The sequence below is a fragment of the Streptomyces hundungensis genome, from assembly GCF_003627815.1.
Lineage (GTDB): Bacteria > Actinomycetota > Actinomycetes > Streptomycetales > Streptomycetaceae > Streptomyces > Streptomyces hundungensis_A.
Genome location: NZ_CP032698.1, coordinates 678192 through 704151 on the forward strand (window position 1 = coordinate 678192; position 25960 = coordinate 704151).

20 protein-coding genes and 2 pseudogenes are annotated in these 25960 nt (G+C 70.8%); 8 read left to right on the forward strand and 14 right to left on the reverse strand.

Going from position 1 to position 25960, the window contains the following annotated elements:
• Window positions 1-84 precede the first annotated feature (84 nt).
• The 3 genes from DWB77_RS03090 to DWB77_RS03100 form a co-directional block, all read right to left on the reverse strand.
• A complete protein-coding gene (locus DWB77_RS03090; RefSeq protein WP_120727290.1) occupies window positions 85-1065 on the reverse strand; it encodes a zinc-binding dehydrogenase in 981 nt (326 codons plus the stop codon).
• 90 nt (window positions 1066-1155) lie between these two features.
• Window positions 1156-1740 (reverse strand): TetR/AcrR family transcriptional regulator, encoded by a 585-nt coding sequence (locus DWB77_RS03095; protein WP_162952385.1) that lies wholly within the window; start codon window positions 1738-1740, stop codon window positions 1156-1158.
• A 42-nt stretch (window positions 1741-1782) separates the two neighbouring features.
• Complete coding sequence (locus DWB77_RS03100) at window positions 1783-2643, reverse strand: helix-turn-helix transcriptional regulator (protein ID WP_120719757.1); 861 nt, start codon at window positions 2641-2643, stop codon at window positions 1783-1785.
• A 190-nt stretch (window positions 2644-2833) separates the two neighbouring features.
• On the opposite strand from DWB77_RS03100, the gene DWB77_RS03105 reads away from it, so the two are divergent.
• The 4 genes from DWB77_RS03105 to DWB77_RS03120 all read left to right on the forward strand — a co-directional run bounded on the left by DWB77_RS03105 (window position 2834) and on the right by DWB77_RS03120 (window position 7873).
• Window positions 2834-3595, forward strand: coding sequence for an SDR family oxidoreductase (locus DWB77_RS03105; RefSeq protein WP_120719758.1), 762 nt, complete (start codon window positions 2834-2836; stop codon window positions 3593-3595).
• Between the two features lie 267 nt (window positions 3596-3862).
• Complete coding sequence (locus DWB77_RS03110; protein WP_120719759.1) at window positions 3863-5617, forward strand: SpoIIE family protein phosphatase; 1755 nt, start codon at window positions 3863-3865, stop codon at window positions 5615-5617.
• Window positions 5618-5699: 82 nt separating this feature from the next.
• The gene (locus tag DWB77_RS03115) at window positions 5700-6866 is read left to right on the forward strand and encodes a carboxylate-amine ligase (RefSeq protein WP_120727292.1); all 1167 of its coding nucleotides are present in this window, start codon (window positions 5700-5702) and stop codon (window positions 6864-6866) included.
• 200 nt (window positions 6867-7066) lie between these two features.
• The gene (locus tag DWB77_RS03120; protein ID WP_120719760.1) at window positions 7067-7873 is read left to right on the forward strand and encodes a DUF998 domain-containing protein; all 807 of its coding nucleotides are present in this window, start codon (window positions 7067-7069) and stop codon (window positions 7871-7873) included.
• A 177-nt stretch (window positions 7874-8050) separates the two neighbouring features.
• Here the strand turns inward: DWB77_RS03120 and DWB77_RS38705 are convergent.
• Both DWB77_RS38705 and DWB77_RS37565 read right to left on the reverse strand, forming a co-directional pair.
• Window positions 8051-9349, reverse strand: a pseudogene (locus DWB77_RS38705) (MFS transporter); the annotation flags it as partial.
• A gap of 140 nt (window positions 9350-9489) precedes the next feature.
• A complete protein-coding gene (locus tag DWB77_RS37565; protein ID WP_162952386.1) occupies window positions 9490-9783 on the reverse strand; it encodes a hypothetical protein in 294 nt (97 codons plus the stop codon).
• A 499-nt stretch (window positions 9784-10282) separates the two neighbouring features.
• Between DWB77_RS37565 and DWB77_RS03135 the strand changes: the two genes are divergently transcribed.
• Together DWB77_RS03135 and DWB77_RS03140 are read left to right on the forward strand one after the other, a co-directional pair.
• A complete protein-coding gene (locus DWB77_RS03135; RefSeq protein WP_120719762.1) occupies window positions 10283-12286 on the forward strand; it encodes an ABC transporter ATP-binding protein in 2004 nt (667 codons plus the stop codon).
• A 164-nt stretch (window positions 12287-12450) separates the two neighbouring features.
• Window positions 12451-13311, forward strand: a pseudogene (locus DWB77_RS03140) (aminoglycoside phosphotransferase family protein); the annotation flags it as partial.
• Between the two features lie 95 nt (window positions 13312-13406).
• On the opposite strand, the gene DWB77_RS03145 reads toward DWB77_RS03140, so the two are convergent.
• The 5 genes from DWB77_RS03145 to DWB77_RS03165 form a co-directional block, all read right to left on the reverse strand.
• Window positions 13407-14885, reverse strand: coding sequence for an MFS transporter (locus DWB77_RS03145; RefSeq protein ID WP_120719764.1), 1479 nt, complete (start codon window positions 14883-14885; stop codon window positions 13407-13409).
• A gap of 437 nt (window positions 14886-15322) precedes the next feature.
• Window positions 15323-16150, reverse strand: coding sequence for an MBL fold metallo-hydrolase (locus DWB77_RS03150; RefSeq protein ID WP_246033383.1), 828 nt, complete (start codon window positions 16148-16150; stop codon window positions 15323-15325).
• Window positions 16143-17012 (reverse strand): NAD-dependent epimerase/dehydratase family protein, encoded by an 870-nt coding sequence (locus DWB77_RS03155; RefSeq protein WP_120719765.1) that lies wholly within the window; start codon window positions 17010-17012, stop codon window positions 16143-16145. Before DWB77_RS03155 ends, DWB77_RS03150 begins: the two co-directional genes overlap by 8 nt.
• Window positions 17013-17221: 209 nt before the next feature.
• Window positions 17222-19021 carry a helix-turn-helix domain-containing protein gene (locus tag DWB77_RS39230; RefSeq protein ID WP_120719766.1) on the reverse strand — a complete coding sequence of 600 codons (1800 nt, stop codon included), beginning with the start codon at window positions 19019-19021 and terminating at the stop codon, window positions 17222-17224.
• Window positions 19015-20049: an AAA family ATPase gene (locus tag DWB77_RS03165; RefSeq protein ID WP_120719767.1), complete on the reverse strand. Its 1035-nt coding sequence runs from the start codon at window positions 20047-20049 to the stop codon at window positions 19015-19017. Before DWB77_RS03165 ends, DWB77_RS39230 begins: the two co-directional genes overlap by 7 nt.
• 341 nt (window positions 20050-20390) lie before the next feature.
• Here DWB77_RS03165 and DWB77_RS03170 point away from each other — a divergent pair, with 341 nt between their 5' ends.
• Window positions 20391-21278, forward strand: a complete 888-nt coding sequence (locus tag DWB77_RS03170) for a LysR family transcriptional regulator (RefSeq protein WP_120719768.1) — start codon at window positions 20391-20393, stop codon at window positions 21276-21278.
• 117 nt (window positions 21279-21395) lie between these two features.
• Here the strand turns inward: DWB77_RS03170 and DWB77_RS03175 are convergent, their stop codons facing one another.
• The 3 genes from DWB77_RS03175 to DWB77_RS03185 all read right to left on the reverse strand — a co-directional run bounded on the left by DWB77_RS03175 (window position 21396) and on the right by DWB77_RS03185 (window position 23889).
• Window positions 21396-22181 (reverse strand): alpha/beta fold hydrolase, encoded by a 786-nt coding sequence (locus tag DWB77_RS03175; protein ID WP_162952387.1) that lies wholly within the window; start codon window positions 22179-22181, stop codon window positions 21396-21398.
• 211 nt (window positions 22182-22392) lie between these two features.
• Entirely contained in the window at window positions 22393-23046 is a 654-nt protein-coding gene (locus DWB77_RS03180; RefSeq protein WP_246033384.1) for a hemerythrin domain-containing protein, read from the reverse strand.
• Window positions 23047-23295: 249 nt separating this feature from the next.
• Window positions 23296-23889 carry an MBL fold metallo-hydrolase gene (locus DWB77_RS03185; RefSeq protein ID WP_120719770.1) on the reverse strand — a complete coding sequence of 198 codons (594 nt, stop codon included), beginning with the start codon at window positions 23887-23889 and terminating at the stop codon, window positions 23296-23298.
• 92 nt (window positions 23890-23981) lie between these two features.
• On the opposite strand from DWB77_RS03185, the gene DWB77_RS03190 reads away from it, so the two are divergent.
• Window positions 23982-24941: a GlxA family transcriptional regulator gene (locus DWB77_RS03190; RefSeq protein ID WP_120719771.1), complete on the forward strand. Its 960-nt coding sequence runs from the start codon at window positions 23982-23984 to the stop codon at window positions 24939-24941.
• Between the two features lie 20 nt (window positions 24942-24961).
• Here DWB77_RS03190 and DWB77_RS03195 read toward each other — a convergent pair whose 3' ends face one another.
• A complete protein-coding gene (locus DWB77_RS03195) occupies window positions 24962-25636 on the reverse strand; it encodes a restriction endonuclease (protein WP_246033385.1) in 675 nt (224 codons plus the stop codon).
• Window positions 25637-25960 lie beyond the last annotated feature (324 nt).

The window sequence follows — 25960 nt, forward strand, 5'->3', positions numbered from 1 at the left end:
CGCCCGCTCCCGTCGGAGGCGTCACCCCCTCGGGCCTCGGGACGCCGGCCCCTCACTCTGGGGCCTGCGCCCGCCTGGAGCGCATCAGTCGACGATCACCACCATCTTGCCCAGCGCCTCCCCCGCCTCCATGACCCGGTGGGCTTCGACGATCTCGTGGAAGCGGAAGACGCGGACGGGCCGAGCGGACACGGCTCCTGATTCGACCTTGGCGTAGATCGCGTCCAGAGGTACGTCGGTGAGCGGGAACTCGGGGCTGCCCAGGACGAACGCGCTGCCGAAGAAGCTGAGCTGCACGCCGGTGGGGAGGTCGGCGATCGGGTTGAAGTCCCGTACGGGTTCGAAGCCGCCGAGGAAGCCGAGTTGGCACACCCGGCCGCGGGGGCGGACCGAGGCCAGGGAGTCGCGCAGGACGTTGTTGCCGACGAGGTCGAACACCGCGTCGACGGCGTGGTCGCCGCTACGGACCTGGGCGGCCAGGTCGCCGTCGTCGATGAGGACGCGCTCGGCGCCCAGTTCCTTCAGGAGCGGCGCGTGTGCGGGGTTGCGGGTGGTGGCCAGCACGCTCGCGCCGTGGTCGACGGCGAGGTTGACGGCGGCCTGGCCGAGGGAGGACGTCGCGCCCCGGACCAGGACCCGCTCTCCGCGGCGCAGGCCGAGGTTGCCGAACAATCCGTGCCACGCCGTCGCGTAGACCTCGGGCACGGCCGCCAACTCGGGCCAATCCAATGGTGAGTTCACCGTCACCACATTGGTGGCCGGTACGGTGACGAGCTCGGCGTAGCTGCCGTTTCGGGTGCGTCCCATACCACCGAGGATCGCCACCACCCTTGTGCCGGGGGCGAGTTGACCCGAGGGGTCGGACTCGACCCATCCGGCGCACTCGATCCCCGGGACGGCCGCGACCTCACCCCAGGCGCCTGCGCGCATGTACACCTCGGCGTGGTTGAGGCCGAAGGCCTTCACCCGGATCAGCACCTCACCGGGCGCGGGGACGGGGTCGGGCAGCTCGGTGATGTGCAGTGCCTCGGGGGCGCCGTAGGCGGAGATGACTATGGCCTTCATGGCTGTGAGGTCCATTCTTGAATAGGCGTTCAATTACTGGGCCGAAAAACGAGCCACCGGCATGACATGCGGTGGCCCGAGGGGAGACGGTCAGGCGAGGACGGCGAAGGCGGTGTCGACGATGGCGCGCAGCACCGTCTCGTCAGGGTTGGCTTTGCCCACGACCATTAGGCCCTGGCACGTCGCGACCAAGAGCTTGGCGTTGGCCACCGGATCCACCGACACGCGGACTTCCCCGGTGTCGCGAGCGTTGCGCAGGGCGGTGGCCATGCACTGTTCCAGGCGGGCCAGGTGACCCCGTACGACAGCGGCGGCCTCGTCGTCCTCGGCCGCGTTCTCGATCGCGGTGTTGACCAGCAGGCACCCCTGACGGCCCTCCGGACTGAGCAGGTCGCTCACCAGCCCGTCGAAGTAGCCGCGCAGCGCGTCCATCGAGGCGCCGGGCGCCGTCAACTCGCCCAGCTTCCGCGGGACGACCAACGTGGAATAGCGCTCCAGCGACTTCAGGAACAGCGTGCGCTTTCCGCCGGGGAACGCGCCGTAGAGACTGCCGGGCTTCACCCCGGTCGCCCGTACGAGATCCTCGATGGAGGTGGCCCGATAGCCCTGCTGCCAGAACCGCAGCATGGCCTGGTCCAGTACGGCGTCAGGTTCGAACTCGCGCGGTCGGGGCATGACACGAAAATACATGAGCACTCATTCAAGAACAAGCCCGGGCTAGCGCGGATCGCCCGCAGAGCGGTCGTGTGCCGGGCCGGCGGACTCGGTGAGTGAGAGCGCGGCGAGGAGACGCAGTTTCTCGTCGCTGTCACTGTCCTTGTCGGGGTAGTACAGGACCAGGATGACGTCGTCGATGGTGAGTTTGTCGCGGTGGAGGCGCAGTTCACCGACGACGGGGTGGTTGATCGTGGTCGTGCCTCCGTCGAGACCGCGGACGTCGTGGCGGGCCCACAGGCTCCGGAACCGCTCGCTGGACAGCGCGAGTTCTCCGACGAGTTCCACGAACCGGGGGTTGTCGATGTCGTCCCCGATGGTGGTGCGCAGGGCGGCGACGAAATCGGCGGTGGCCTTCAACCAGTCCTGCTGGAAGGCCTGTTCCTCGGGGTCGAGGAGGAGAGAACGCAGCCGGTTCTGGCCTGGCCGCAGACGGGGGGAGAGCGCGACGGCCATGGGGTTGGAGGCCAGGACGTCGAACGCCCGCCCTTCGACGAACGCGGGGATCTGAAGGTGGGCTAGCAGTTCGTGCACCCGTGCCGGTACGTGTTCGGGCCGCTTGCGACGCGGAGCCCTCGGGCGTGCTGCCACGAGGCCGAGCAAATAGGCCCGTTCGATGTCGTCGAGGTGCAGGACGCGCGCGAGCGATTCGAGAACCTGCGGTGAGGGGTTCTTGTCGCGGCCCCGTTCCAGCCGCAGGTAGTAGTCGGGGCTGATTCCGGCGAGCAGGGCGACCTCCTCACGGCGCAGGCCCGGCACACGGCGGTGGCCGCCGGGCGGTAGTCCTGCCTGCGCCGGGGAGACCAGCTGCCGTCGAGCGCGCAGGTAGCTGCCGAGCCGGTTACCGGATCCCTCATCCTTCATATCGACACCGTAATGCGGTGCACGTGACTCAGCGGGGGCCCTGGCAGGACCAGGGAAGACGGGGGTACTGCCGCGCCCGGGTGGATGCCGTCAAGACTGCGACAGCACCGTCTCCCAAGAGACGGAGAGCATCACTGTCTGCGCCGTGGGCCTGAACGCCGTCGGCGCCCTGGACTGAAGGGAAGATCGCGTGGACCTCTCCAACCGCACCGTTCTCATCGTCGGCGGGACCTCGGGCATCGGGCGGGAGCTGGCCCGGCGGTTCGCCGCGGCAGGCAGCACCGTGGCCGTCGGCGGCCGCAGCCCCAAGGCACTCACGGAGCTCGCCGACGAAGGCTTCGGCAAGATCACCATCGACGTCACCGACAGTGCCTCCGTCGCATCGGCCCGCGACGCCGTCCTCGCCCGGTATCCCGAACTGGACACCGTGGTGACGATGTCGGGCGTCATGCTCCTTGAGGATTTGCGCGACCCCGCGCACTTCGAGGCGGCGGCAACGACGATCGACACCAATCTGCTCGGCACCATCCGGGTCGTCGACGCGTTCACCCCGCACCTCATCCGGCGGGGCGGCGGCACCCTCATCACCGTCACCTCCGGCATCGCCTTCCTGCCGTTCCCGCCCATGCCCAGCTACGCCGCCTCGAAGGCCGCGGTGCACGCCTACTCCGAGGCACTGCGCGCGCAGCTCGACGGCACCGGCGTCGGTGTCGTCGAGCTCGTCCCCCCGGCCGTCGCCACGGCAGGACAGGAAAAGGTGAACCCGCACGCGCTACCGCTCGACGACTTCGCCACCGAGGTCATGCACCTGCTCTCGCAGGACCCCACCCCGCACGAGATCCTCGTGAAGGGCGTCCTCATGCACCGCTGGGCCGAGCGCGACGGCACCTACGACGCCCTCGTCGCGCAGCGCTCCCAGGCCCTGGCCATGCTCCCCGGCCGCCAGGGCTGACCCCCGTTCCCCGCGATGGGCGGCCTCCTCAACCCCGTCACTCGTCAGGTCCCGGACAGCTCCGAGGAGAACCCGGGCGGTCCCACGCCGTGGGTTGCCCCGTGCCGAGGGCGCTGCCGCGCACAACTGAGTCGCCGGACACGGTTTGGCGAGTTGTCGCCCTGGCACACTTGCTGGGAGCGGCGATCGTCTCGCGCCACTGACGGCTGCGTGGCTGCATTGCGGGCAAGTGTGGCAGGGCGGCTTTCGCCAGCTAGGGAGATGGACATGACGGGTCACGACGTTGGGGGCGCCTCCCATCCAGGTCCTGCCGCGGTGTCGGACGCGCTGCTCGGCACGGCTTCGGAGGTCGTGCGGGCAGCTGTCATCGTCATCGACATCGACGGCCGCATCGTCTCGAGCAACCCCGCCGCGCACAGCATGCTGGGCTACCGCGCCGAGGAGTTCCAGGGACAGGACCTGCACGACCTGCTGCACCGCAACAGTCACGGGCACCCCGTGCCGCGCGTGCGCTGCCGATTGAGGAGGGCCCTTCTCGCCGGCGCCACGCAGCACGGGGAGGAGGAGTGGTTCGTCCGCAAGGACGGCGCTCTCGTCCAGCTCTCCTGGCTCAGCACCCCGTGGACGTCGAGCTCGGGCGAGAGCGGCGCATGGGTGGTGCTGTACGAGGCGGATGCCGTCACCCTGGACGAAATGGGCGATGTCCATGCGGGCCGGCTGACGGAGCTGGACCGCCTGGCGCTGCTGGCCGAGACGACCACGCAGCTGACCTCCACCTTGGATGTGGACGACGCGTTGCGTCGCCTGGCATCCCTCACCGTGCCGCGGCTCGCGGACTGGGCGGTGATCGATCTGCTCACGGAGCAGGACGAAGTACGGCGTGCTCTGGTGGTGGAACACAAGGAAGGTCTTCTGATCGAGCGCGAGGACCTGCAAGGTCCCATGCCCCCCGTGCTGGAGGACTCCCCCATGCCGCTCTCGCGGGCTCTGCGTGGAGCGGCGTCTTCCCTGGCCGGGCCGGCCACCTATCAGGGCCCTCCCGACTCCGGGATCGCGGTCGAACAAGCTCGCCTGTTCACCGAGACCGGGATGCACTCCGCGATCATCGCGCCCATCCGGGGCCTGCGGAACGTGCTCGGAGCCCTGACCTTGGGACGCGCGGAACGGCCCGACGCCTTCACCTCCACCGACCTGCCGCTCCTGGAGGACATCACCCGCCGCGCCGGTCTGGCACTGGACAACGCGCGCCTGTACGAGCGTCAGCGCAAGGTCGCCGAGACCATGCAACGCCACCTCTTGCCCCAGCTGCCCCGGGTACCGGGGATCCAGATGACGGCCCGATACGTGCCCGCCCCGCACGCCTCCTACGTCGGCGGAGACTGGTACGACGCCTTCGCCCTCACCGAGGGCACCCATGCCCTGGTCATCGGTGACGTCGTCGGGCACGATCTCACGGCCGCCGCGGGCATGGCGCAGGTACGCAACATGCTGCGGGCCTTCGCCTGGTCCCGGCCGCGCGACGCGCCCAGCGCCGTCGCCGCCCAACTCGACGAAGCCCTGAAAAACATAGCCGAGGTGCCCATGGCGACCATGATCCTCGGCACCCTCGCCATGGGGGACGACGGTTTGTGGCGACTGCGCTGGACGAATGCCGGCCATCCTCCGCCGTTGCTCGTCGAGCACGACGGTCAAGCCCGCTACCTCACCGACGGTCACGGCATTTTGCTGGGGGCCGGATCGAACGCGCCCCGCCCCGATGCGGTCACCGTCCTGCCGCCGAGCAGCACCGTCATGTTCTACACCGACGGCCTGGTCGAATCGCCGCACCACTGCATCGACGACGGCCTGGACCGGCTCCGCCGCCACGCGGCCGCCCTCGCCCGCCGCCCCCTCGAATCGTTCTGCGATCTACTTCTCCAGCAGGTCCGCCCGAGCGACAACGACGACGACGTCGCCGTGCTGGCGCTCCGCACACCCGCAAGAACCAGACAGGACACCGCCCACAGACGTGACGCTCCCTAGCCCGCGCCCCCCTCGACGCCTTCCGGCCAACGCGCGCCGCCTCTCGTGACCTCTCGTCACCTTGAGCGACAGACTGGTGACCATGACGAGCGAGAAGCGGACATCCCTCTCCGACGCTGCCCCGGTCGACAGTCCCTCCCCTTCCCGTCACGCCGGTCCGCCCGTGGTGCGGGTGGGTGTGGAGGAGGAGTACCTCGTGGTGGACCCGATCTCCCGGCAGCTGAGCACCCGCGCGGACAAGGTCGTCGCCGAAGCGGCGACCGAACTCGGCCCCCGCGTCACCACCGAACTGACCCGCTATCAGGTCGAGGTCCGCACCCGGCCCCACACCAGCCTCGGCGCGCTCGGCGAGGAGTTGCGTCACACCCGCCACGCCGTGGCACGGGCCGCCGGCCGCCTGGGATTGCGCATCGTCTCCACCGGAACTCCGGTCCTGGGCCAGCACACTCCCCTGCCGCTCACCGCCGGCGAACGCTACGCGCAGAGCCTGGCCACGTTCCGCGCCCTGGACCACGAACAAACCGTGTGCGCCTGCCACATCCACGTGGAGATCCCCGACCTGGCAACCGCGCTCGCCGTCAGCAACCACCTGCGTCCCTGGCTTCCGGCACTCATCGCGTTGAGCGCCAACTCGCCCTACTGGGACGGCCAGGACACCGGTTACGACAGCTGGCGCACCCTCACCTGGGGCCGCTGGCCCGTGGCCGGGCCACCGCCCTACTTCGAGTCCCCCCGACAGTACGAGGACCTCGTCAGCACACTCCTCACCAGCCAGACCCTGCTGGACCGCGCGGGCGTGTACTGGGACATCCGTCCCTCCCACCACGTCCCGACCCTCGAAGTACGGGTCGCCGACGCCGCCCCCACCCCGGACGACACGCTCCTCCTGGCCGCCGCCGTCAAGGGCCTCGCCATCGCGGCCCTCACAGCGGTACGCGACGGACGGACCGCGCCGCGCCCCCAGGTGGAACTGCTCCGGGCCGCGTACTGGCGCGCGGCGCGGGACGGCATCCGGGGCCAGAGCATGGACCTGACCACCGGTCGGCTCCAGCCCGCCACCCGCCATCTCGACCACCTCTGGAACACGGCCCTGCCCGGGCTGCCCCCCGACGACCTCGCCACCGTGCAGTTGGCGCGCCAACGCCTAGCCGATCAGGGCAACGGAGCCGACCGACAGCGAGCCGCCTATCGTCGGCGCCACAGCTACCAGGACGTCGTCGACCACCTCGTCCAACAGACGACCGCCTGACTCAGGGACGTCTCCCGCGGTACTCGGGCCGCGCCACACCCTCGCCGATGCGGTTCGCTGCCCGCCCGGCATGACGGGTCTCCGTCACGTGCGGGTGCGAGGGAGAACGGGGGCGCCTGGACCATGTGGCCCGGGCGTTCAACTACCCGTACGGATGACACGTCCGGCGATCACCCGAGCCGGGGGGTAGTTCCTTCTACATGACCCGTGAGCCGGCGTCCGGCCGCCACCACGCACCCCTACCTCACCCCGGCAGCGACGGCCCCAGCCCTGTGCCGGACGGCCCTCGCGCCGGGCGGCGGCGTACCGTCGCCTTCCTGCTCCTGGCCGTGTCCGCCCTGACGTACAACGACTGGCTGCTGCAATTCCTGGTCCCGACCGGTCTGGACCAGGCCAACTCGTACGTCAGTGAAACGTTCGCCGCCAATCAGCCCCACCGCGTGCTCTTCAGCGGCATCGAGCTCCTCTGCGCCTGCCTGCTCATCCTCGCGGCGCTGTGCGCGTACCGGGACGACCAAAGGACTCTTGCCCGGGCCGGGTGGGCTGCGATCGTCGCCTTCGCTTCGTTCTCCATCCTCGACGTGCTGGTGCCGATGCAGTGCGCACCGTCCGTCGACGCGCAGTGCGCTCCCGTCCACGCCTGGCACACCACCACCAGCGCACTGGTCCATGTGTCGCTGTTCGCCTCGATGGTCCTGTTCATCGCGGACGCACGCGCGCACGGCCCTCGCGGCCCGGCAGGCCACCTTCGCGTCCACCGCTGGGGGCGATGGCTGCTCGCGTTCTCCCTCACCGCGGCCGTCGCCACGGTGGGCCCCCTGCTTGGCCACCCGGGTGGCCAAGGTGTTGCCCAGCGGCTGCATCTGCTGTCCGTCGGACTCTGGTTCCTGCTCCTGGCGGGCCGGACCATACCTCCCGGAGCCCCGGCAGGGCCGGACTCCAGCGGGGAACCAAGTGGGCGCTGGGGGCGCAAGTGGTACGGGGGGCGTAGAGGGCGTTGCGCATGATCTGTTCGGCCGTACGGGACGGCCGGGGCAGGAACTTCCGGGGCCGGAACGTCCGGTGCGCCCGGCCTCAGTGCCCGATCTGCTCGATCGATCCGTACCGCTCGTCCGGCTCATCGGGCCGGCTCTGCTCATCGGCCGGTTCTGCCCGTCGTGCCCGTGCTGCGCATCCTGCTCGTCCTGCTCGTGCGTCTCGGGCGTGCGGATCAGCCACGTCGAGGTCAGGGACAGCGCGGCCGTGGCGCTCGCGATCCAGGGCACGAGCCCGATGTGGCCGGCCTCGGCCAGGGCTTCGGCCACGAGGGGAAAGGTGCCGCCGAACAAGGCGATCGAGAGGGTCAGGGGAAGGCCCAGAGCCACCACGCGCACCCGTACCGGGAAGAGGCTCGCGAAGAAAACGTTCGCGGTGGCCAGTGGACCGGCCAGGCAGGCCAGGTGGAGGGTGGCCGCGATCCACGGCGTCAGGCGCTCTGCGCTTATCGCCGCATAGAGCGGGATCGTGGCCAGCATGGTCAGCAGCAGGCCGCCGCGGAAGACGGGCCGGGCGCCGATCCGGTCCGCAAGGGCCCCCATCGCGGCCATGGCGACGAGCAGGACCAGGATCGGTGCGATCAGCAGCGCGGTCCCCTGCGCCCCGGACGTCCCGGTGGTGTGTGCCGTGTACTGCGGCAAGTACGTGACCGTCAGGTAGTAGCCGCAGGTGAGCCCGGCGGTCATGAGGAAGACGGCGGCCGCATTGCGCCGGACAGCGCGCCAAGAGCTACGCACGGGCCTTGGCGGGTCGCCTTGTTCACGGCGTGCCCGAGCCAGGAACTCAGGAGATTCGGCGGCCCAGCCGCGGATGAGAAGGGCCGTGAGTCCGAGCAGGCCGCCCGCGGCGAATCCCGCCCGCCACCCGCCCTCACGCAGCCCCTCCGGCCCGAGCTGGGCGAGCAGGGCGGCCAACACCAGATAGCAGAGGGCGGTGCCGGCGATCACTCCGCCGTACGAGATTCCGCTGTAGAGCATCCGCCGCCCGCGCGGCGCCGTCTCGCTCACGTACGCGGCAACCGTCGCGTTCTCCGCGCCCAGGGCCAGGCCCTGGACGACACGCACCCCGACCAGGAGCACGACGACCGAACCCGCTCCCAGGCGAGCGGCCGTGGGCAGCACCGCGAGGGCGAAGGAGCCGGCTGCCACCACCGTCATGGACACCAGCATCGCCACCCGCCGGCCCTTGCGGTCTCCCCATCTGCCCAACAGCACACTGCCCAGCGGCCTGGCAAGGAAGCCGACCGCGAACCCCCCGTACGCGACCAGCACTCCCCCGGCGCCCGGCGCGACCAACTGGCTTGAGAAATAAGGAACCAACAGGGCGTACAGCGTCCAGTCGAACGACTCGACCGCGCTGCCGACCGTCGCCGCCAGCAGAGCCCAACGTCCGGGAGCCCGCCGGTCCCCGCTCGTCGTCGCCCCGCCTTGAGGCACCGGATCCCGCACCGTGACCCGCCCCTCCCTACCGCCGGATTTCCGCGCCCGTGCACGGGTTGCGGTCAAGTCTCGCTCCGTCGCACCCCGGACGCCTGCCGGACGGGCGGACGGGTCGCCTGGGGTACGCGGCCCGGTAGCGCGGAAGGCACTCAGTCCAGAGCGGCGATCACCGCCTCGGACAGCATCACCCCGGCCTCCTGGATCCGCTGACGCACGTCCCCTTCGTACAGCCAGGCGCAAGCCTCGATCGCTGGGGAGAGTTCGGCGAGGATCAACGCCGCACGCTTCGGTACATGGGTTGCTCCCCGCCACGCCGACCCGCACCGATCGATTTCCTCACGCAGCTGGAGGAGCGCCCGCTCATCGAACCCCTCGTTCATACGCAAAGGGGTCACGAAACGCGTCGCCGCCTCCTCCAGACGACCGACCAATTCCGTCTCCATGTGTGTCTCCGTCTCGGGCAGTTCGCGGCGCAGTCGGCGATGGTCAGCCTGGCACGTCCGAGCGGTATTCGCAGGCGAGGTGCGGTGAAACCGGTCAATGTGTGGACCCAGCGCGGCGGGGCGGGTCACGCTTCAGGGGGTGCGTCGTCGCGGCGCGAACCACGCCGTAGATGACCGAAAGAGCACCGCGCGGGCGAGCCGTCCAAGTGCCGGGTACTCGAATAAGCGGGTTTCAACTAGGCCTGCCCGTACGGGACTTGGGCCGTCGGCCTTTCATCGAACTGGCTTTCACTGGTCCGCTCTTCAAAACGCACATCGGTACCCGTCGGATGCGCTTAGCTGTCGCCCTGCACCCCTCACCCACCTCGCTGGAGGCCTCCATGCATGTGCTCTGCCTCGCCCCCGTACGGAGCGGACGTCTCGAACAGCACCCTGGTCGCGCGGCCTGTTCGGTGTGCGGTGCGGCGGGTTCCGGCCGTGTGCGCTCGGGGAGTTGTCGATGAGTCTGTGGCGGGCGCGGATGACGGAGCCGGCCGTCTCGGCGGCGGAAGAGGAGTTGTTCGGCGGGGCGTTGCGCTACGACGCGGCGTGGTCTGAGCACGAACGGTCGCGTGTGGAAGTGACGTTGCTGTCGGCCTTGCGGTCGATGCCGCGTCTGGTCGGGGCGACGGTGAGACGAGCGTGGCGGGCGGACCGGTCGGGTTTGGTGGTGCTGGGGATCGCGGAGATCGGTCAGGGCATCGCGGCAGCCGTCGGGCTGCTGATCGTGAACTCGGTCATGCACGCGCTGCTGGGCGGCGGGAGCGCGTCGGAGCGGCTGCATCAAGCGTTGCCGGCGGTCATGGCGGGGGCCTGTGCCGCGGTGGTCCGGTCGCTGCTGGCGGGGCTGTCCACGTCGCGGGCGGGGCGGCTGGAGCCGCTGGTGGAGCGGATCGCGACCGTCCAGTATTTGCGGGCCGCGGCCGAGGTGGAGCTGGAGGCGATCGAGGATCCGCAGTTCAAGCGGTTGATGGATGTGGCTCAGTTCGGGGTGGACGCCTCCCGCAGGATGATCTCCGCGTGCATCGCGGCGCTGAACGGGGTGATCAGCCTCGTGTCGGCGGCGGGTGTGTTGAGCGTCCTGGACGTGCGGCTGTTGCCGATGCTCCTGCTGATCGCCGCCCCGCGCGCATGGGGGGCGATGCGGGTCGCCCAGGAGCGCTACGTCTCCCGGCTCACATGGATCGAGCACGTCCGGGCCTCCCGGCTGATCGGCAATCTGCTGACCGAGCGGACGGCGGCGCAGGAGGTCCGGGTGCACCAGGTCGGGCCCTATCTGCTGATCAAGTACGAGGAGATGGCGGAGAGCGCCGAGTCCGAGCAGCGGCGTCTCGCGACCCGCAAGGCCATGATCGAGTTGGTCGCCGCCGGTTTGTCCGGCCTCGCGACGGCACTGACGTATGCGGCGGTGTACGGGATGATCACCACCGGGTGGATGAGCCTCGCGGTGGCGGGCACCGCGATCCTGGCGATCCGGTCCGGATCCGCGTCGCTCGGCTCCCTCGTCATGAACCTGAACCAGTTGAACGAGGAAGCCCTGTACGTCCGCGATCACGAGAACTTCGTGACCGGTGCCGCCACGCGCACGCTCCCCTCCGGCGGCGCCCCGCTCGCGTGTCGGCTCGGCGCGGTGGAGCTGGAGAAGGTCTCCTACCGGTATCCCGACCGAGAGCAAGAGGCGCTGCACGAGGTGTCGCTACGGCTGGAGATGGGCCGGGTGGTCGCGGTCGTCGGCGAGAACGGATCCGGCAAGTCCACGCTGATGAAGGTCCTTTCGGGGCTGGTGAGCCCCGGGACCGGCACGATCCGCTTCGGTCGCCAAGACCTGAGCGACGTCGACCGGCGTGACGTCTTCAGCCGCGTCTCCGTCCTTACCCAGGACTTCCAGAGGTGGCCGTTGACCGCCGCGATGAACCTGCGCATCGGGCGGCCCGAGCACCAGCACACCGAGGACGGGCTCATGGAGTCGTTGCGGCACGCGGACGCCGACCGGTTGTGGGAAAAGTTCCCGGCAGGCTGGCAGACGCTTCTCGGGCGCATGTTCCGGGGTGCTGCGGACCTGTCCGGGGGCGAGTGGCAGCGCATCGGTCTCGGCCGCACCCACCGGCGGACCGTCACTCAGGACGCGGACAGCGTCCTCATCGTCGACGAGCCGACCTCCGCCCTCGACCCGGAGACCGAGATCGAAGCGTTCCGGCGCGTACGGGCTCTGGCCTCACCCCACCGCGTGGTCGTCCTGGTCACCCACCGCATGTCCGGGGTACGCCACGCCGACACGATCCACGTCCTGCACCAGGGGCGCCTGATCGAGTCCGGCACCCACCAGGAGCTGATGGCCCGCCCCGACGGTCGCTACCGGGCCATGTTCCTGGCCCAGGCCGCCGAGTACACGAGCCTCCCGGACGACGACTCCGTGCCCGGCCCACGCCCGAGCACACCGTCCTCGCACGGACAGCCGCAGTGAACCGCGCTCGTCACCTTCGGCCGGTGGACATCGACCGCCATCGGCCGGCGCGCCTCGCCATGCGAAGAGGTCAACGGTCAACCACCGTTCCAGCGTGGTCAGTTGATGAGTGCGACGAGTAGTCTGCGGCTGACCAGTAGTGTGCGGTCATGCCTGATCCCGGGATCGCCGCCCTGCCGACGCTCGCCAAGGAGTTCTTGGACCGCTGGAACCTGCGGCTCGATGGGCCGCCCATGCGCGGGGCCGTCGCACTCGTACTGCCGGTGCTTCAGGCGGACACCTCGCCTGCGGTACTCAAGGTCCAGCCCGTCGACGAGGAAACACGGGACGAGCCCGTCGCCCTGCGCGTCTGGGGCGGCCGCCACGCGGTCGAACTGCTCAACGCCGCACCGGACTCCGGGGTCATGCTGCTGGAACGTCTCGACCCCGCCCGGTCGCTCGCGACGGTGCCCGACGGTACAGCGGCTCTGGAGCGGCTGTCCGAGCTGCTGGCGCACCTGTCCACGGTGCCGGCCCCCGCCGGCCTGCGGCCACTGGCCGACATCGCTCAGGCCATGCTCGACCAGGTCCCCTCCTACTCGCGCTCTCTCGCGGCCCCTTCCGAACGACGACTGCTGGCTACGTGTGCGGCGGCGATGAGGGAACTGCTCGACGAGCCCGGCGACCGGCTGCTGCACTGGGACCTGCACTACGACAACGTTCTCGCTCCACTCCCTTCCTCGCGGGTTGCGGGACGGTCTCCCTGGCTCGCCATCGATCCCAAACCCCTTGCCGGTGACCCCGGCTTCGAGCTGCTGCCTGCGTTGCGAAACCGGTGGGACGACGTCACCGCCACCGCAGACGTGTCCCGTGCCGTACGCCATCGCTTCCACCTGATGACAGAAGTCGTCGGTCTGGACCGGGAGCGGGCGGCCGGGTGGACGCTGGGCCGTGTCCTCCAGAACTGCCTCTGGGACATCGAGGACGGCGCGGTCGCACTCGATCCCGAGCAGACGGCCATCGCCCAGGCACTGCTCGACTCCTGACCCTTCCGGCCATGGCGCCGGCCAACTCGACCAGAGAGCATGACCTCGCCGGTGGGGCCGCCGGGCGGAGTAATTGACGTATACAGGCGGGGAGTTCAGTCGGCGTGGTTGTCGGCTCGCCTGGGCAGGCAGAACAACAAGGCCCACAGCAGGGCGAGGAGGCCGCCGACCCACCACAGCACGGTGATGAACGCGTCGCGGTTGAGTCCGGCGTCGGGTGAGCCGCCGGTGGTGGCGAAGTACACCAGGGCGGTCAGCGCGGTGCCGAGGGCGATGCCCAGGTGCATGGCGGTGTTGAACAGGCCCGAAGCGGCCCCGGCGTCCTCGTGCTCCACCCTGGCCAGCGACATGTCGGCGAGGGGGCCGCTGACCATGCCGAGGCCGAAACCGATCAGGACCACCGGGGTGGTCATCGCCAGCAGGGTCAGATCCCCCTGACTCCGTTCCGCCTGGAGGCCGTATGCGGCCATCGCGGCGGTCGCGATGAGGGCTCCGCTCTGCGGCAGCCGTCGCGCGAAACGCCCGGCGCTCTTCGCCGCGATCGTCGCGCCGGCCAGTTCTCCGAGGGAGAGCAGCACGAAGGCGACGGCCGCGTGGACGGGGCTCATGCCCAGGCCGCGTTGGAGGTAGAGGGTCCAGGTCATGAAGAACAGCCCGCACAGCAGCCCGTGCACCACCTGTGCGGCGGTGCCGCCGGAGAAGTGGAGGTCCCTGAAGAGGGCGAGGGGCAGCAGGGGGGCGTTGTTCTGCTTGCGCCGCTGGTGGCGCAGAAAGGCTCCCAGGGTGAGGAGGCCGGCGGCGAGCAGGGCGAAGCACCACAGCGGCCAGTGGCGAAGATGGCCCTCGGTGAGCGGGAAGACGATGAGGATCATGGCCAGTGCGGACAGCACCATGCCGGCCAGGTCGAGCCGGCGGGCCGTCCCGGCCGTCGACTCGGGGATGAAGCGGCGCCCCAGGACAATGACGGCGAGGCCGACGGGCACGTTGATCAGGAAGATCGGCCGCCAGGACAGTCCGTACAGGTCACCTTCGGTGAGCAGTCCGCCCATCACCGGTCCCAGGACGTTGGCGAGTGAGAGGACGGCTCCGTAGAGACCGAAGGCTTTGCTGCGGTTCTGCCCCGCGAAGGTGACGTGGAGGGTGGCCAGGATCTGAGGGATCATCAGGGCCACTCCCACGCCCTGGAGGGAGCGGGCACCGATCAGCACGCCGGGCCCGGTGGCGAGGCCGCACAGTAGTGAGGCCACGGTGAAGACGACGGTGCCGGTGAGGAGGACCCTGCGCCGGCCGTAGAGGTCGCCGAGGCGGCCACCGGTGATCAGCCCGATGGCGACGGGCAGGGAATAGCCGGTGGTGAGCCACTGCACCGCGGCTGGTCCGGCGCCGGTCGATTCCTGGATCGCGGGAAGGGCGGTCAGGACGACCGACTGGTCAAGGATGTCCATGAGCTCGGCTGTCAGCAGCACGACAAGGGCGATGCGGGCCGCCAAGCCCGTCTTCGACGGTCCGGGTGTGCGTCGGGTCGGGTGCTTGGTGGTGTGCTGCGGCTCGCTGTCGAGCGCGGAGGAAGACACGACGGGAAACTCCTGATCCGGGGGAATCGGGGAGCCCTGCCGACAGCCGCGCCGGGGCCGGAAAGCACGAAACCCGGGGCAGATGGCAGAGCTGCACCCGGGGAAAGACGAACAACGGGGGGTGACGCAACTCAGGCCGACGCGACGTCCGCCCCCGAACACGTGCGACACGACAGCACGTGGGGAACGCGGACGACTACATGGCCTGGTTAATAGGACGTCACCTCGGGATCGACGCAGACGGAACAGGAAATCGGGCCCCTGCCACCACCACCGCGGCACAGGGACCCGTCCACGCTACGACACCCCGCGCTCAGCCGCACCGCAATTAACGCGCCCCCACCGCCGCCGGTCAGGTCGGTGGCTGAGGGTCGAGCCGTGGTGCGGCCGAACGTGCAGCAGGTCCCCGTCGTCAGTCCCCCGGAACGACGTACGTGTCAGGTGCCCGGGACCGTCTCCTGCTCGAAGCGGAGATAGCGTGCGACGGACCGGGCCAGAACCTCATTGCCCTGAGAGGTGACGACTCGGTTCCACCAGGCGCCGTAGATCCGCTCGAAGCGGTACTCGGCGAGCAGCTCCGCGGCGGCGCGAACCGCGTGCGGGCGCTCCGGAATGTGGTTGGCGTAGCTGTACATGAGGGTGACCCAGCGGTTGTCCGGGCAGACGTTGACCACGTCGCCGGTGAAGAGGGCGCCCTCACCGGCGCTCCAGTGCAGGATCGCGCTGCCGGGGAAGTGGACGCCCGGGTTGATCAGGGTGAGTTCGTCGGTGAGGTGGAGGGTGCGGCCGCTCCAGAAGCGCACGGCCGGGTCCGGGCGGCCGACCCACTGGCGGTCGGCCTCGTGGAGGTGGACCGGGGCGTCGAAGGCGTGGGCCCACTCCACCATGGAGGAGTAGAAGTGGGGGTGGCTGATGGCGATGTGGTCGATGCCGCCGAGTTCCTCGACGGCCCGAACCATGGTGTCGTCGAGGTAGGGGGTGCAGTCCCAGAGGACATTGCCGGCGGCGGTACGCAGCAGAAGGGCCCGCTGGCCGATGGCGAACTGCGGGGTGACGCCGATGCCGAGCACACCGGGGCCCTGCTCCTCGAAGCGGCCGGTGTGGCCCTCTTCGCGCAGTTCGGCCAGTGTCGTCCACTGTTGGCCGTCCGGACCCACATACTGCCGCTCGTCGAGACAGACCGGGCAGTCGGGGCGCGGAGCGGCGTACTGCGTACCACAGGTGCGGCAGATCGGGGTCGTCGTCAGGACGGCGGTGTCAGCCACGATTGCCTCCGGCGAGCTCGGTGAGGACGTACGGTCGGCTCGGTCGCCAGCCCAGCTCCTCGACGGCCCGGCGTCCCGACACCACCTGGTCGAGCGCGAGGGCCTCGGCGAACGGCTCCCCGAGCGTCTCGGCGGCTTCCTTACGCGGCCACGGCTCGGCGCGGCCCGTGCCGCCCGCGGCGATGTCGACTGCGGCTGCGATCGCGGCCGCCGGGACGGACTCCCATGCCACGCCGTGCAGGAGGTCGCCGGACTCACTCTTGGTCAGCGCGAGGGCGTACAGCTCGGCTAGGTCGTCGACGTGCACCATCGGCCAGCGGGTCGTGACCGGCCCCACGTAGCGACCCGTGCCGTGTTCCCTGGCCCACCCGGTCATCAGACCCGGGATGCCACCGTCACGCCCGTACACGATGCCGGGGCGTATCACCACGGCTCGTACGTCGTCCTCGGCGGCGGCCAGCACCCGCCGCTCGATCCGCGGGCGGTAGCCGACGATGGCGATCGGGTCGGTGTCGGCGTCCTCGGTCAGGGCGGTGTCCCCCGTGGCACCCAGCACCCAGACGCCGCTGGTGTAGATGAACGCCCGGCCCGTGCCGCGCAGCGGAGCGAGCAGCGCCTCCAGGGCGGCGGTGTCGACCGCCTCGTCGCCGGTCGGCGTGGCCAGGTTCACCACCGCGTCCACGTCGTCCGTCACCGCGGCGCGCAGTGACGCGGGGTCCGTCAGATCCCCGACCCGCACCGCCGTCTCCGGATGCGCGGCCTTGTTCTTCACCAGGGGCACCACGTCGTGGCCTTCCCGTGTCAGCTGCGACGCGACCGCGGAGCCGATGTAGCCGGTGGCGCCGAGTACCAGAACCTTCATGAACCGTCCCAAGTCGATGTTGCGGAAGTCGATGTGTCAGAGGTCGATGTGCCGGAGGAGTCGATGTTTCAGAACAGGAGAACCGTAGGGAACGCGCCCGGATCGCGGATCCGTCGAACGACCGGGTGCCTTACCGGCCTGTGCGGGTGACGAGGCCGACCGCATGGGCGGGCTCAACAGGGCTTCAAGGGATGGCGGTTGAGTGGGCGTCAGCCGAGTTCGAGCGCTCCCAGGGCGGCCCGCGACGTCACGCCGAGCTTCGGGTAGGCGTTGGACAGGTGGTAGCCGACCGTGCGCGGGCTGAGGAACAGGCGCGCGCCGATCTCACGGTTGCTCAGGCCGGTCGCCGCGAGCAGGACGACCCTCAGTTCCTGCGCGGTCAACCGGTCGACGCGGTGCACGTCCGCCGAAGGAGCAGTCGGGGCGGCGCCGACGGCCCGCAGTTCCGTGCGGGCCCGGTCCGCCCACGCGGCCGCCCTCATGCGCTCGAACGACTCCAGCGCCACGGTCAGCGCCTCCCGGGCCGCGGCCCGGCGTTTGGCACGGCGCAGCCACTCCCCGTGCAGCAGCCGGGTACGAGCTTGCTCGAACGGGCGGCCGTCCCCCTCGTGGGCGGCGAGTGCCCGCTCGTAGAGCTCCTCCGCCCGCCCGTCGTCGGCGGCGAGCAGGGCCCGGCAGCGCAGCTCCACGGCGCCTGCCCACGCGGTCCCGGTGGCCTGGGCCCAGCGCGTGAACCGGTCGGCGGCCGGCCCGGCGTCGGGGGCGCGGCCGATCCGCACGGCGGCCTCCACCTGATCGGGCAGGCTGTGCACGGAAAGCATGAGGTGGCGGTGCGGGCCGCCGGTCAGACCGATGAAACGCTGCATCGCCACGTCGTAGCGGCCCAGCCCGAGGTCCAGCAGGCCCTGTGCCCTGGTCAGCCAGATGGGGATCGGCTCGACACCGGGACCCCGGGGCTCCCCCGCCCGCCCGGCGGGATCCCACCGGTATCCGCCGCCCGGTCCTTCGGTTCCCTTCGGTCCTTCCAGAGTGTCCGGCTCCTGCCCGTCGAGCGCTGCCAGCACCGCCAGGACGCCGCTGAGCATGGTGGCGAGATGGCGCTGACCCGTGTCACAAGCGATCTCCAGGCCCTCGATCGCGGTCGTGTACGCGTCCCGGTGCCGCCCCAGGAACAGCCGCAGGCGCGCGAGCCGCAGCAGCACCCGCGCCAGTACCCCGACGGCGCCCTCCTCGCGGCACTCCCGCTCCAGGGCCACGGCCTCGTCGTGCACCGTCCGGTACTCGCCGAGCAGCATGTCCCAGCCGTGCAGGCGCACCTGGTCGGTCAGGCTGCGCTCCTGCCGGGTCCGCACGACGTACGCGGCGAACTCCCGTATCGCCGCCGCCCCGCCGACCGGATCACCCGTCAGCATGTCGAGCACTCCCGTCGCGCCCCGGTGTACGGGGTGCCCGGCGAAGTCCAGGCCTGCCACCCGCGCCCGGGTGTCCCGGGCCGCCGCGACCGGGTCCGGCGCGTCCCAGGCCATCGTGGCCGACTCGAACAGCAGGCGCGCCCCCTTGGCGGGGCAGCGCGCCGCCACCTTGGAAGCCGCCTCGACGAGCAGCAGCCGCGCCGATTCCGGGCGGCCCCGCTCCCGCTCAAGCCCCGCCCGCACGCTGGCGATCCGGGCCGCCGCCGAGGGGCCGCTGACCGGGCCCGCCTCGTCGGCGAGCGCTTCGGCGAGCGGCGCCTGTCCGGCTTCCGCCGCGGCGGCCGACGCCGCGGCCAGGCGCAGCGACCGGGCCTCCCGGTCCTCGGTCAACCGCGCGGCCCGTCGATAGGCGGCGGCGACCGCGGCCCGGCCGCCCCGCGAGCGGAACAGCTTGGCGCTGCGCTCCAGTTCGGCCGCGACCGCCTCGTCGTAGCCGACGGTGGCCGCGGCCAGGTGCCAGGCCCGGCGGCCCAGGTCTCCGGCGGCCGACGTCGCTTCGGCGAGCGCCCGGTGAGCGGCTGTCCGCTCGCTCAGCACCGCCCCTGGTACGCCGCGGCCCGCACCAGCGGATGCCGGAACGTCAGCCGTTGCCCGGAGACCCGCACCAGGTCCGCCGCCTCCGCGGGCCCGAAGTCCCCGGCCGCCGCGCCCACCCGCTCCCCCGCCGCCACCACCAGCGCCACGTCCCCCGTGTCGTCCGCGGCGGCGACCGTCAGCAGCGAACGGGTCGGCCCGGGCAGCGCGCGGATCCGCTCGTCGAAGATGCGCCGCACCCGCCACGAGGCCGGCAGCACGGCGATCTCCCGTGCGTCCAACGGCTCGCTCCCCTCCCGCTGGGCCGTCGTCAGAGCCCCGAGGAGTTCGACCAGGGCGAGGGGATTGCCCTGCGCGAGCCCGAGGATGCGGTCACGCACGGCAGCGTGCAGGTGGGGCGCCCGGCCGGCGAGCAGGGCCGCTCCTTCTGCGTCGGACAGCGGACCGAGGCGCAGATTCGGCACGCCCGGCACACCGTCGAAGACCGCGGACTCCTCGTGTGCGGCGAACACCATGGCCACCCGCCCCATCCCGAGCCGGCGGGCCGCGAACAGCAACGCGTCCACGGTCTCCAGGTCCAGCCAGTGCGCGTCGTCCACCAGAACCACGACCGGACGTTCCTCGGCCAACTCGTCGAGCAGGCCGAGCGTCGCGGCTCCCACGAGGAAGCGGTCCCCGGCGGGCGGGGCATCCAGGGTGATCACCCCACGCAGGGCCGTCAACTGACGCTCCGTCAGGCGGCCGGGTCGATCAAGCGTGCCACGGAGGAGCACTTGCAGACCGGCGTACGGCAGCGCCGCCTCCGACTGGACGCCCGCGCACCGCAACAGTCGAGCTCCACCCGCCGCCGCGGCACACCGGTCGAGGAGCGCCGTCTTGCCGGATCCGGCCTCCCCGAGGAGCGCAACGGCCCCACCCCGGCCCTCCCGGGCTCCCCGCAAGAGCCCGTCGAGAAGCTCGCGTTCATCGTTCCGACCGCTGAGGTCGGCGGGTCTCCGCTCGGCGGCATCTGCCAGGACCGCGTCGGTCATCGGCGCTCTTCTCCTCTTTCAGATGCCTCACCGTCGTGGTGGGCGAGGTTGGCAATGGCGTGGGTCTCGCGGTCGTGAATCTCGCGGTCGTGGGCCGGCCGCGTCGGGCAGGTTGGTGTTCTTCAGGGAAGGAGAAACCCGCCAACAGGCCTCAGCCTCATCAAGTCCCCGCCGCATCAGCGCAGTTGAGGCAGGTGCTCGACCGGCCGCCGGGGCGCGACGGCGCCGGCCACGAACGGCGCCTGACGAGCGAGATGAAGTGTTTCAGCCATGGCGAACGATCGCCATATACTTCCGGGGCTCGACGGCCGCGGGGGCGTGGGGTGGGACACGGGGGCATCATGGAGCTGCGTGACATCGAGATCTTTCTGGTGCTGTCCGAGGAATTGCACTTCGGCCGGACCGCCGAGCGGTTGCGGGTCTCCCAGGCCCGGGTCAGCCAGGCCATCCGGAAGCAGGAACGACGCATCGGCGCCGCGCTGTTCGAGCGCACCAGTCGCACCGTGCGCCTGACCGAAGTGGGACGCCAACTGCGCGACGACCTTCAGCCGGTCTACGCGGGCCTGCACGCGTCCGTGGAACGCGCCCGGCTCGCCGCCCGCGGTGTCACGGGCCGCCTCCGCATCGGCATGATGCCGTTCAACGTCGCCGACCTGCACTTCTATTGGAAAGCCTTCCGATCGCGGTATCCCCAGTGGGAGCTGGAGATCCGTCAGTTGGTGTACATCGACCCCTTCGGCCGGCTCCGCGACGGCGACTTCGACGTCCTGGTCGTCTGGCTGCCCGTCGAGGAGCCGGACTTCACCATCGGCCCGGTTCTGATGAAGGACCCCCGGATCCTCGCCGTGACCGCCGACCACGCACTCGCGCAGCGCACCTCGGTCCGCCTTGAGACGCTGGCCGACTTTCAGCACGCCATGCCGCCCGGCATCCCTGACTACTGGGAGGACGGCTATCTGCCCTTCAACACGCCGCGGGGCCGGATGATCGAGCGCGGCCGGCCCACGACCAACGCCGAGGACCTGATCAACCAGGTGGGCATGGGCGACACCATCCACGGCTTCCCCAGCCACGTCACCCGGCACTGGGGCATGGCGAACATCCGTTGGATACCCGTCCCCGACCTGGCCGCCCTGTCCTACGTCCTGATATGGCGGACCGAGTGCGAGAACGAGGCGATCCGGGCGCTCGCCGACACGGTCCGCGAACTCGGCGCGTTCCAGTTCTGACGCGCTGCCGCGGTGCTCGGTGATGGTGCCGGGATGGCGGTCCGGGCCGCCCGGTTACGCCTGCGGCCCGAAGCTCGCGCCCGCGACGGTACGCCGACTGCCGAGTGGACTGGCCCTTCATCGGACGGCCAGACGTGTCGTCCGCCGGGCGACCTCGTGGATCGCGGCGGCCACGAGGTCGGCGTCCCGGGCGAGGACGTGCGCAGGACGTCCGGCGGTCGTCGTGGCGAACACGGTCACCTGGGCGTTGTCCGCCTCGGCCCGCGCGGCGGCCCGCAGCATGCGCGTCCGTTCGCGGGACGCCTCGGGATGCCCACCGCTCCCGACGACGAAGGCGGTCGGACAGCGCAAGGACGCGAAATCGGCGGCGAGTTGGCCGTTCACCTCGTCCGTCGCGATGACGGCCTCCGCCCTCTGCCGGGGGGACAGCCCCGGTGCACCGCCGAGCCGGGCCGTGACGCGGGTGAGCCGACCGGATCGCCGGAACGCTTCCCGCACGCCGTCCTTACCGGCCTCGTCGAGCACCGACACCGGGCAGGCGCCGTCGACGAGGACCAGGCCGCCGACGACCTCCGGGTACTCCGCCGCATAACACACGGCGATCGTCGCGCCGTGGGACCAGCCGACCAGGATCGGCCGTCGCAGAACCGTCGCCTCGATCACCCGGTCCACGTCGTCGATCGCGTCGCGCACCGCGTACTCCGCGGGAGTGCCCGGGCCGCCGCTGGTGCGGCCGTCGAATGTGACGGTCCGGTACCCGCCGCCCAGCCGGTCGATGACCCGGTTCCACTGCCGCCGCGTGGAGAACCCTCCGTTGAGGAAGAGCAGCGGGGGTCCGTCGCCGAGGGAGTCGACACCGCGCAGGCGGATGTCCACTGCCGCGACCGTGAACTCTCGTGACATGGGAACGGGCCTTCCTTTCTTGTGGCGATGACGTGGGTTTGGCCGGTCGGCCGGTCCCGGTGCCGGGTGGCTGCGCGTCGGCGGGTCAACACGCGACGGGACCGTGGACAGGGTCGGCGCTCCGGACAAAGTTCCGCCCTCTCGCCTCGCGACTCCGGCAGGGGGACCAGGCGGGCGAGCTCGCGGAGTATGGGCCGTGCGGATCTCACGGTCAGGTGACGACGACGGTGTCTCCGGTGCCCCACAGGTCGAGCGCCTCGTACGCGGGTCGCCACCGGTGCGCATACGTGGGGTGGGCGTCCTTCGGCAGGAGCTGGTCCAGGACCGAGGCGGCGGTCCGCTCGTCGGCGCCGTCCAGGAGCCAGGGCAGGAGCCGCGCCGCGCAGGGTTCGATCCACCGGGCGTGGGCGCGGCCGAAGAATTCCCACTGCTCCTGGCTCAAGACGGCCTGAACCAGCGGCAAAACCGCCTCCTCCTCGTGGTCGAGGTGCTTGTCGAGGCCGGTGACCAGGCAGTCGGCGAGTTCCGCGAGCAGGTCCGGTCCGGCCGCGACGCCGGTCAGCCCGTCGTCGACCGCTCCGACGAGGAAGACGAGAGCGGCGTGCTCGGCCTCGATCGCCTCCAGCCGTGTCAGGTCGAAGGGGCGACCGGCCAGGGCTCGGCGCAGCGGGGGCCACAACGCCTCGTCCTCGGCGGCTTGGTGTACGTGCAGGGCGCTCTGGAACATCCACCAGCCCGGGGCCGCGCGCAGGGCACGCCGTAAACCTGCGCGGTGGACGGTGATTGCCCGCGCGACGTTCCCCAACTCCCTGCGCAGCGCGTTGTGCACCACGCGGGTCACGGTCATGTCGAGCCTCTCGCTCACGTAGGTCCAACTCCCGGGCGTCAATGGCTTGTTGAGGCTGCGTCAGGACTCGACGCACACGTCGTTCCTGGCACATGCCAGCCTCCTCCGGAGCCACCGCGGGATCAACGCGGACTTTGTGAGCCCATCGATAACTCAGCGGTTATCGATGCCCCGCCTCCCCCGCCTCCCCGTCTCCCCCGTCTCCGCTTCTCGCGCGACGCCTTCGCGTGGCGCCCTCGCTCGAGAAGCCCTCTGGGACACGCCTCCTCATACCGGCGTGGTGTCGGTCGGGTGGAACGGGCTGCCGTGGCCCGGCACGATCAGGTCCGCCGTGGCCATCACCCGCAGCCGGGAGGCGCGCAGCACTTCACGGTCCGGGGCCACCGGGTCGTCCGCCGGGCCGTTGGCGTGCCACCACAGGTCGCCCGCGAAGGCCACCACGCCCTCGTCCGTGCCCGCCAACAGCGTGATGTCCTCAGGACTGTGGCCCGGGGTGCGGATCAGACGCAGGGACGGGGTGAGTTCATAGCCCTCGGCATCCCTATTCGTCCACTGGTCGTCCAGGTACTCCACCTTGTGGTCGTGCACCCGGGCACGGCCGAAGAGACCCACGTTCATGGTGTTGTCGGGGTGGTGGTGGCTGAGGACGACGTCGGTGATGTCCTCGGGGGCGAGGCCTAGTTCGGCGAGCGGCGCCAGGATGTCGTCGCGGCTCGCCACCATGCCCGGGTCGAAGATCACATGGCGTCCCGCGTCGGAGACATAGGAAACGGTCGCGGCGACCCCGGGGCCGGTGGAGCCCACGTAACCGGTGGTCAGGACCTTGAATGCGGCGCTGCGGCCGAGCGGTGCGTTTGTCATGACCGCAATCCTGCTGGGACCGAGGCAGGGTGACGAGTGGCACCTCTGCCCATGATCGCAGGATTCGTGCCACCCTCTGCCACACTGCACTCATGCCGCCCTTCAAAACCGTCGCCGCGTACGCCCCCGCCGGCGTCGGCATGCTCGCCGTCGGCATCGTCAGCGAGGTGTTCGGCCCCCATGGAGCGGCGCTGCCCGGCTTCGACTTCGCGCTCTGCACCGACCGGCCCGGAGAGGTGGCCGCGGACTGTGGAGTACCGCTCTCCGTCCGACACGGGGTGGACCGGCTCGCCGAAGCGGACCTCGTGATCGCCCTGCCCGGCGCCGGCTTCCGCACACCGCCCGCCCCACCCGTACTCGACGCGTTGCGGACGGCGCACGCGCGCGGAGCCGTGGTCGCGGCCCACTGCGTCGGTACGTTCGCGCTCGCCGCCGCAGGACTGCTCGACCAGCGCAGGGCAACCACGCACTGGCGGTTCGCCGAGCTCCTCGCCGGTCGGTTTCCCGGGGTCACCGTCGAAGCCGACGCCCTCTACATAGATGAGGGCAGCATCGTCACGGGCGCGGGTGCCGCCGCGGGCTTCGATCTGTGCCTGCACCTGCTGCGGCGGGAGTACGGCGCCGCGCAGGCCAATGCCATCGCCCGGGACATGGTGCTGCCCGCCCACCGCGACGGCGGCCAGGCCCAGTATCTCGCCACGCCCGTTCCCGAGGACGGTGATGACGTACGGCTGGCGGAGGTCCTCGCGTGGGCCCGGGAGAACCTCCACGAGCCGCAGTCCGTGGCGGAGTTGGCGCATCGCGCCATGCTGAGCAAGCGGACCTTCGCCCGCCGCTTCACCGCCGCGACCGGCACCACCCCGCACGCCTGGCTACGACACCTGCGGCTGAGCAGGGCGGAGGAGCTGCTGGAGACCACGGACCTGGCCATCGAGGAGATCGCCCGCCAGGTCGGTTACGGCAGCGCGGCCGTACTGCGCGACCAGTTCGTACGACGCCGGGGCGTCCCACCCCGCTCCTACCGGCAGGCCTTCACCACCGCGCCCCGCTGACCCGTAAGTGCCAGCCACGCTCAGGCGGAGGGGCGCCGCCGGGTACCGGCGCCGCTACCGCCGCCCGACCCGTTCAGGGGAATCAGGGTTTCCAAAGGGGCGCCCTTGACCCAGGCGCCGAGCAGATCTCGGTGGATGGCCACGATGTCCTGGCGCAGCGCCAGGCCCATGGCGTCCTTGGTGAAGGCGCGGCAGGTCGCGACGAACAGGGCGACGTCCGCGCCATGTTCCAGGCGTGCGGTGCCGACGAACTTCTGCATGTCCTGTGACGGCACGCTGCGGTGCGGGGCGTACTTCTTGCACTGGATGACGAGTTTGCGGCCGTCGGCGAGATAACCGATGACATCGGCGCCCAAGTCCCCGCTGCGGCCGCTGACGACGACCTTCGTGCAGCCGTCCCGCCGACACAGTTCGGCGATGTACGTCTCGAACTCCTGCCAGGACAGCGCGTCGACCTGCGCCATGGACAACTCCCGGGCCTTCGCCTCCTCCTGAGCCCGCCATTCGCGGTCCCGTGAGACCGCCGTACGGTGCGCCCGCCACACCACCCACGCGACACAACCCAGCACGGCCGCGCCCAACACCGTCACCAGGACAGGCCACACCGCCGACCAGTGCGCGGCCAGCCACACCACCGCGACCGCCCCCACGATCGAGCTCCAGCCCTGGACTTGCCTGAGCGTCCGCTTCCTCATGCGCCAAAGCCGTCGCTGTGCCGCCATGACTCCCCCACTCCCGCACTCCCCCACCCTGCCCCGCAGTCTGCAAGCCGTTCTCACGCCCCGGCAAGAGGGCCCTCATGCCAGAAGACCCGCACCCACATTTCCCACTGATTTACTAGGAAAGCATTGACGCTCCGTCGGTCCGGTGCGCAGGATGGGGCCATGGCCCCCTCGCAGCGACGACTCGTTCGCCGACGGCACGTCGACTTCGGTCGCGTCACCAGTGCCGCCTGTCGCCACGCGTAGAGCACCGCGCTCACGCGTCTTGGCCCCGTACGGGCGCCCGGATCGCTGCTT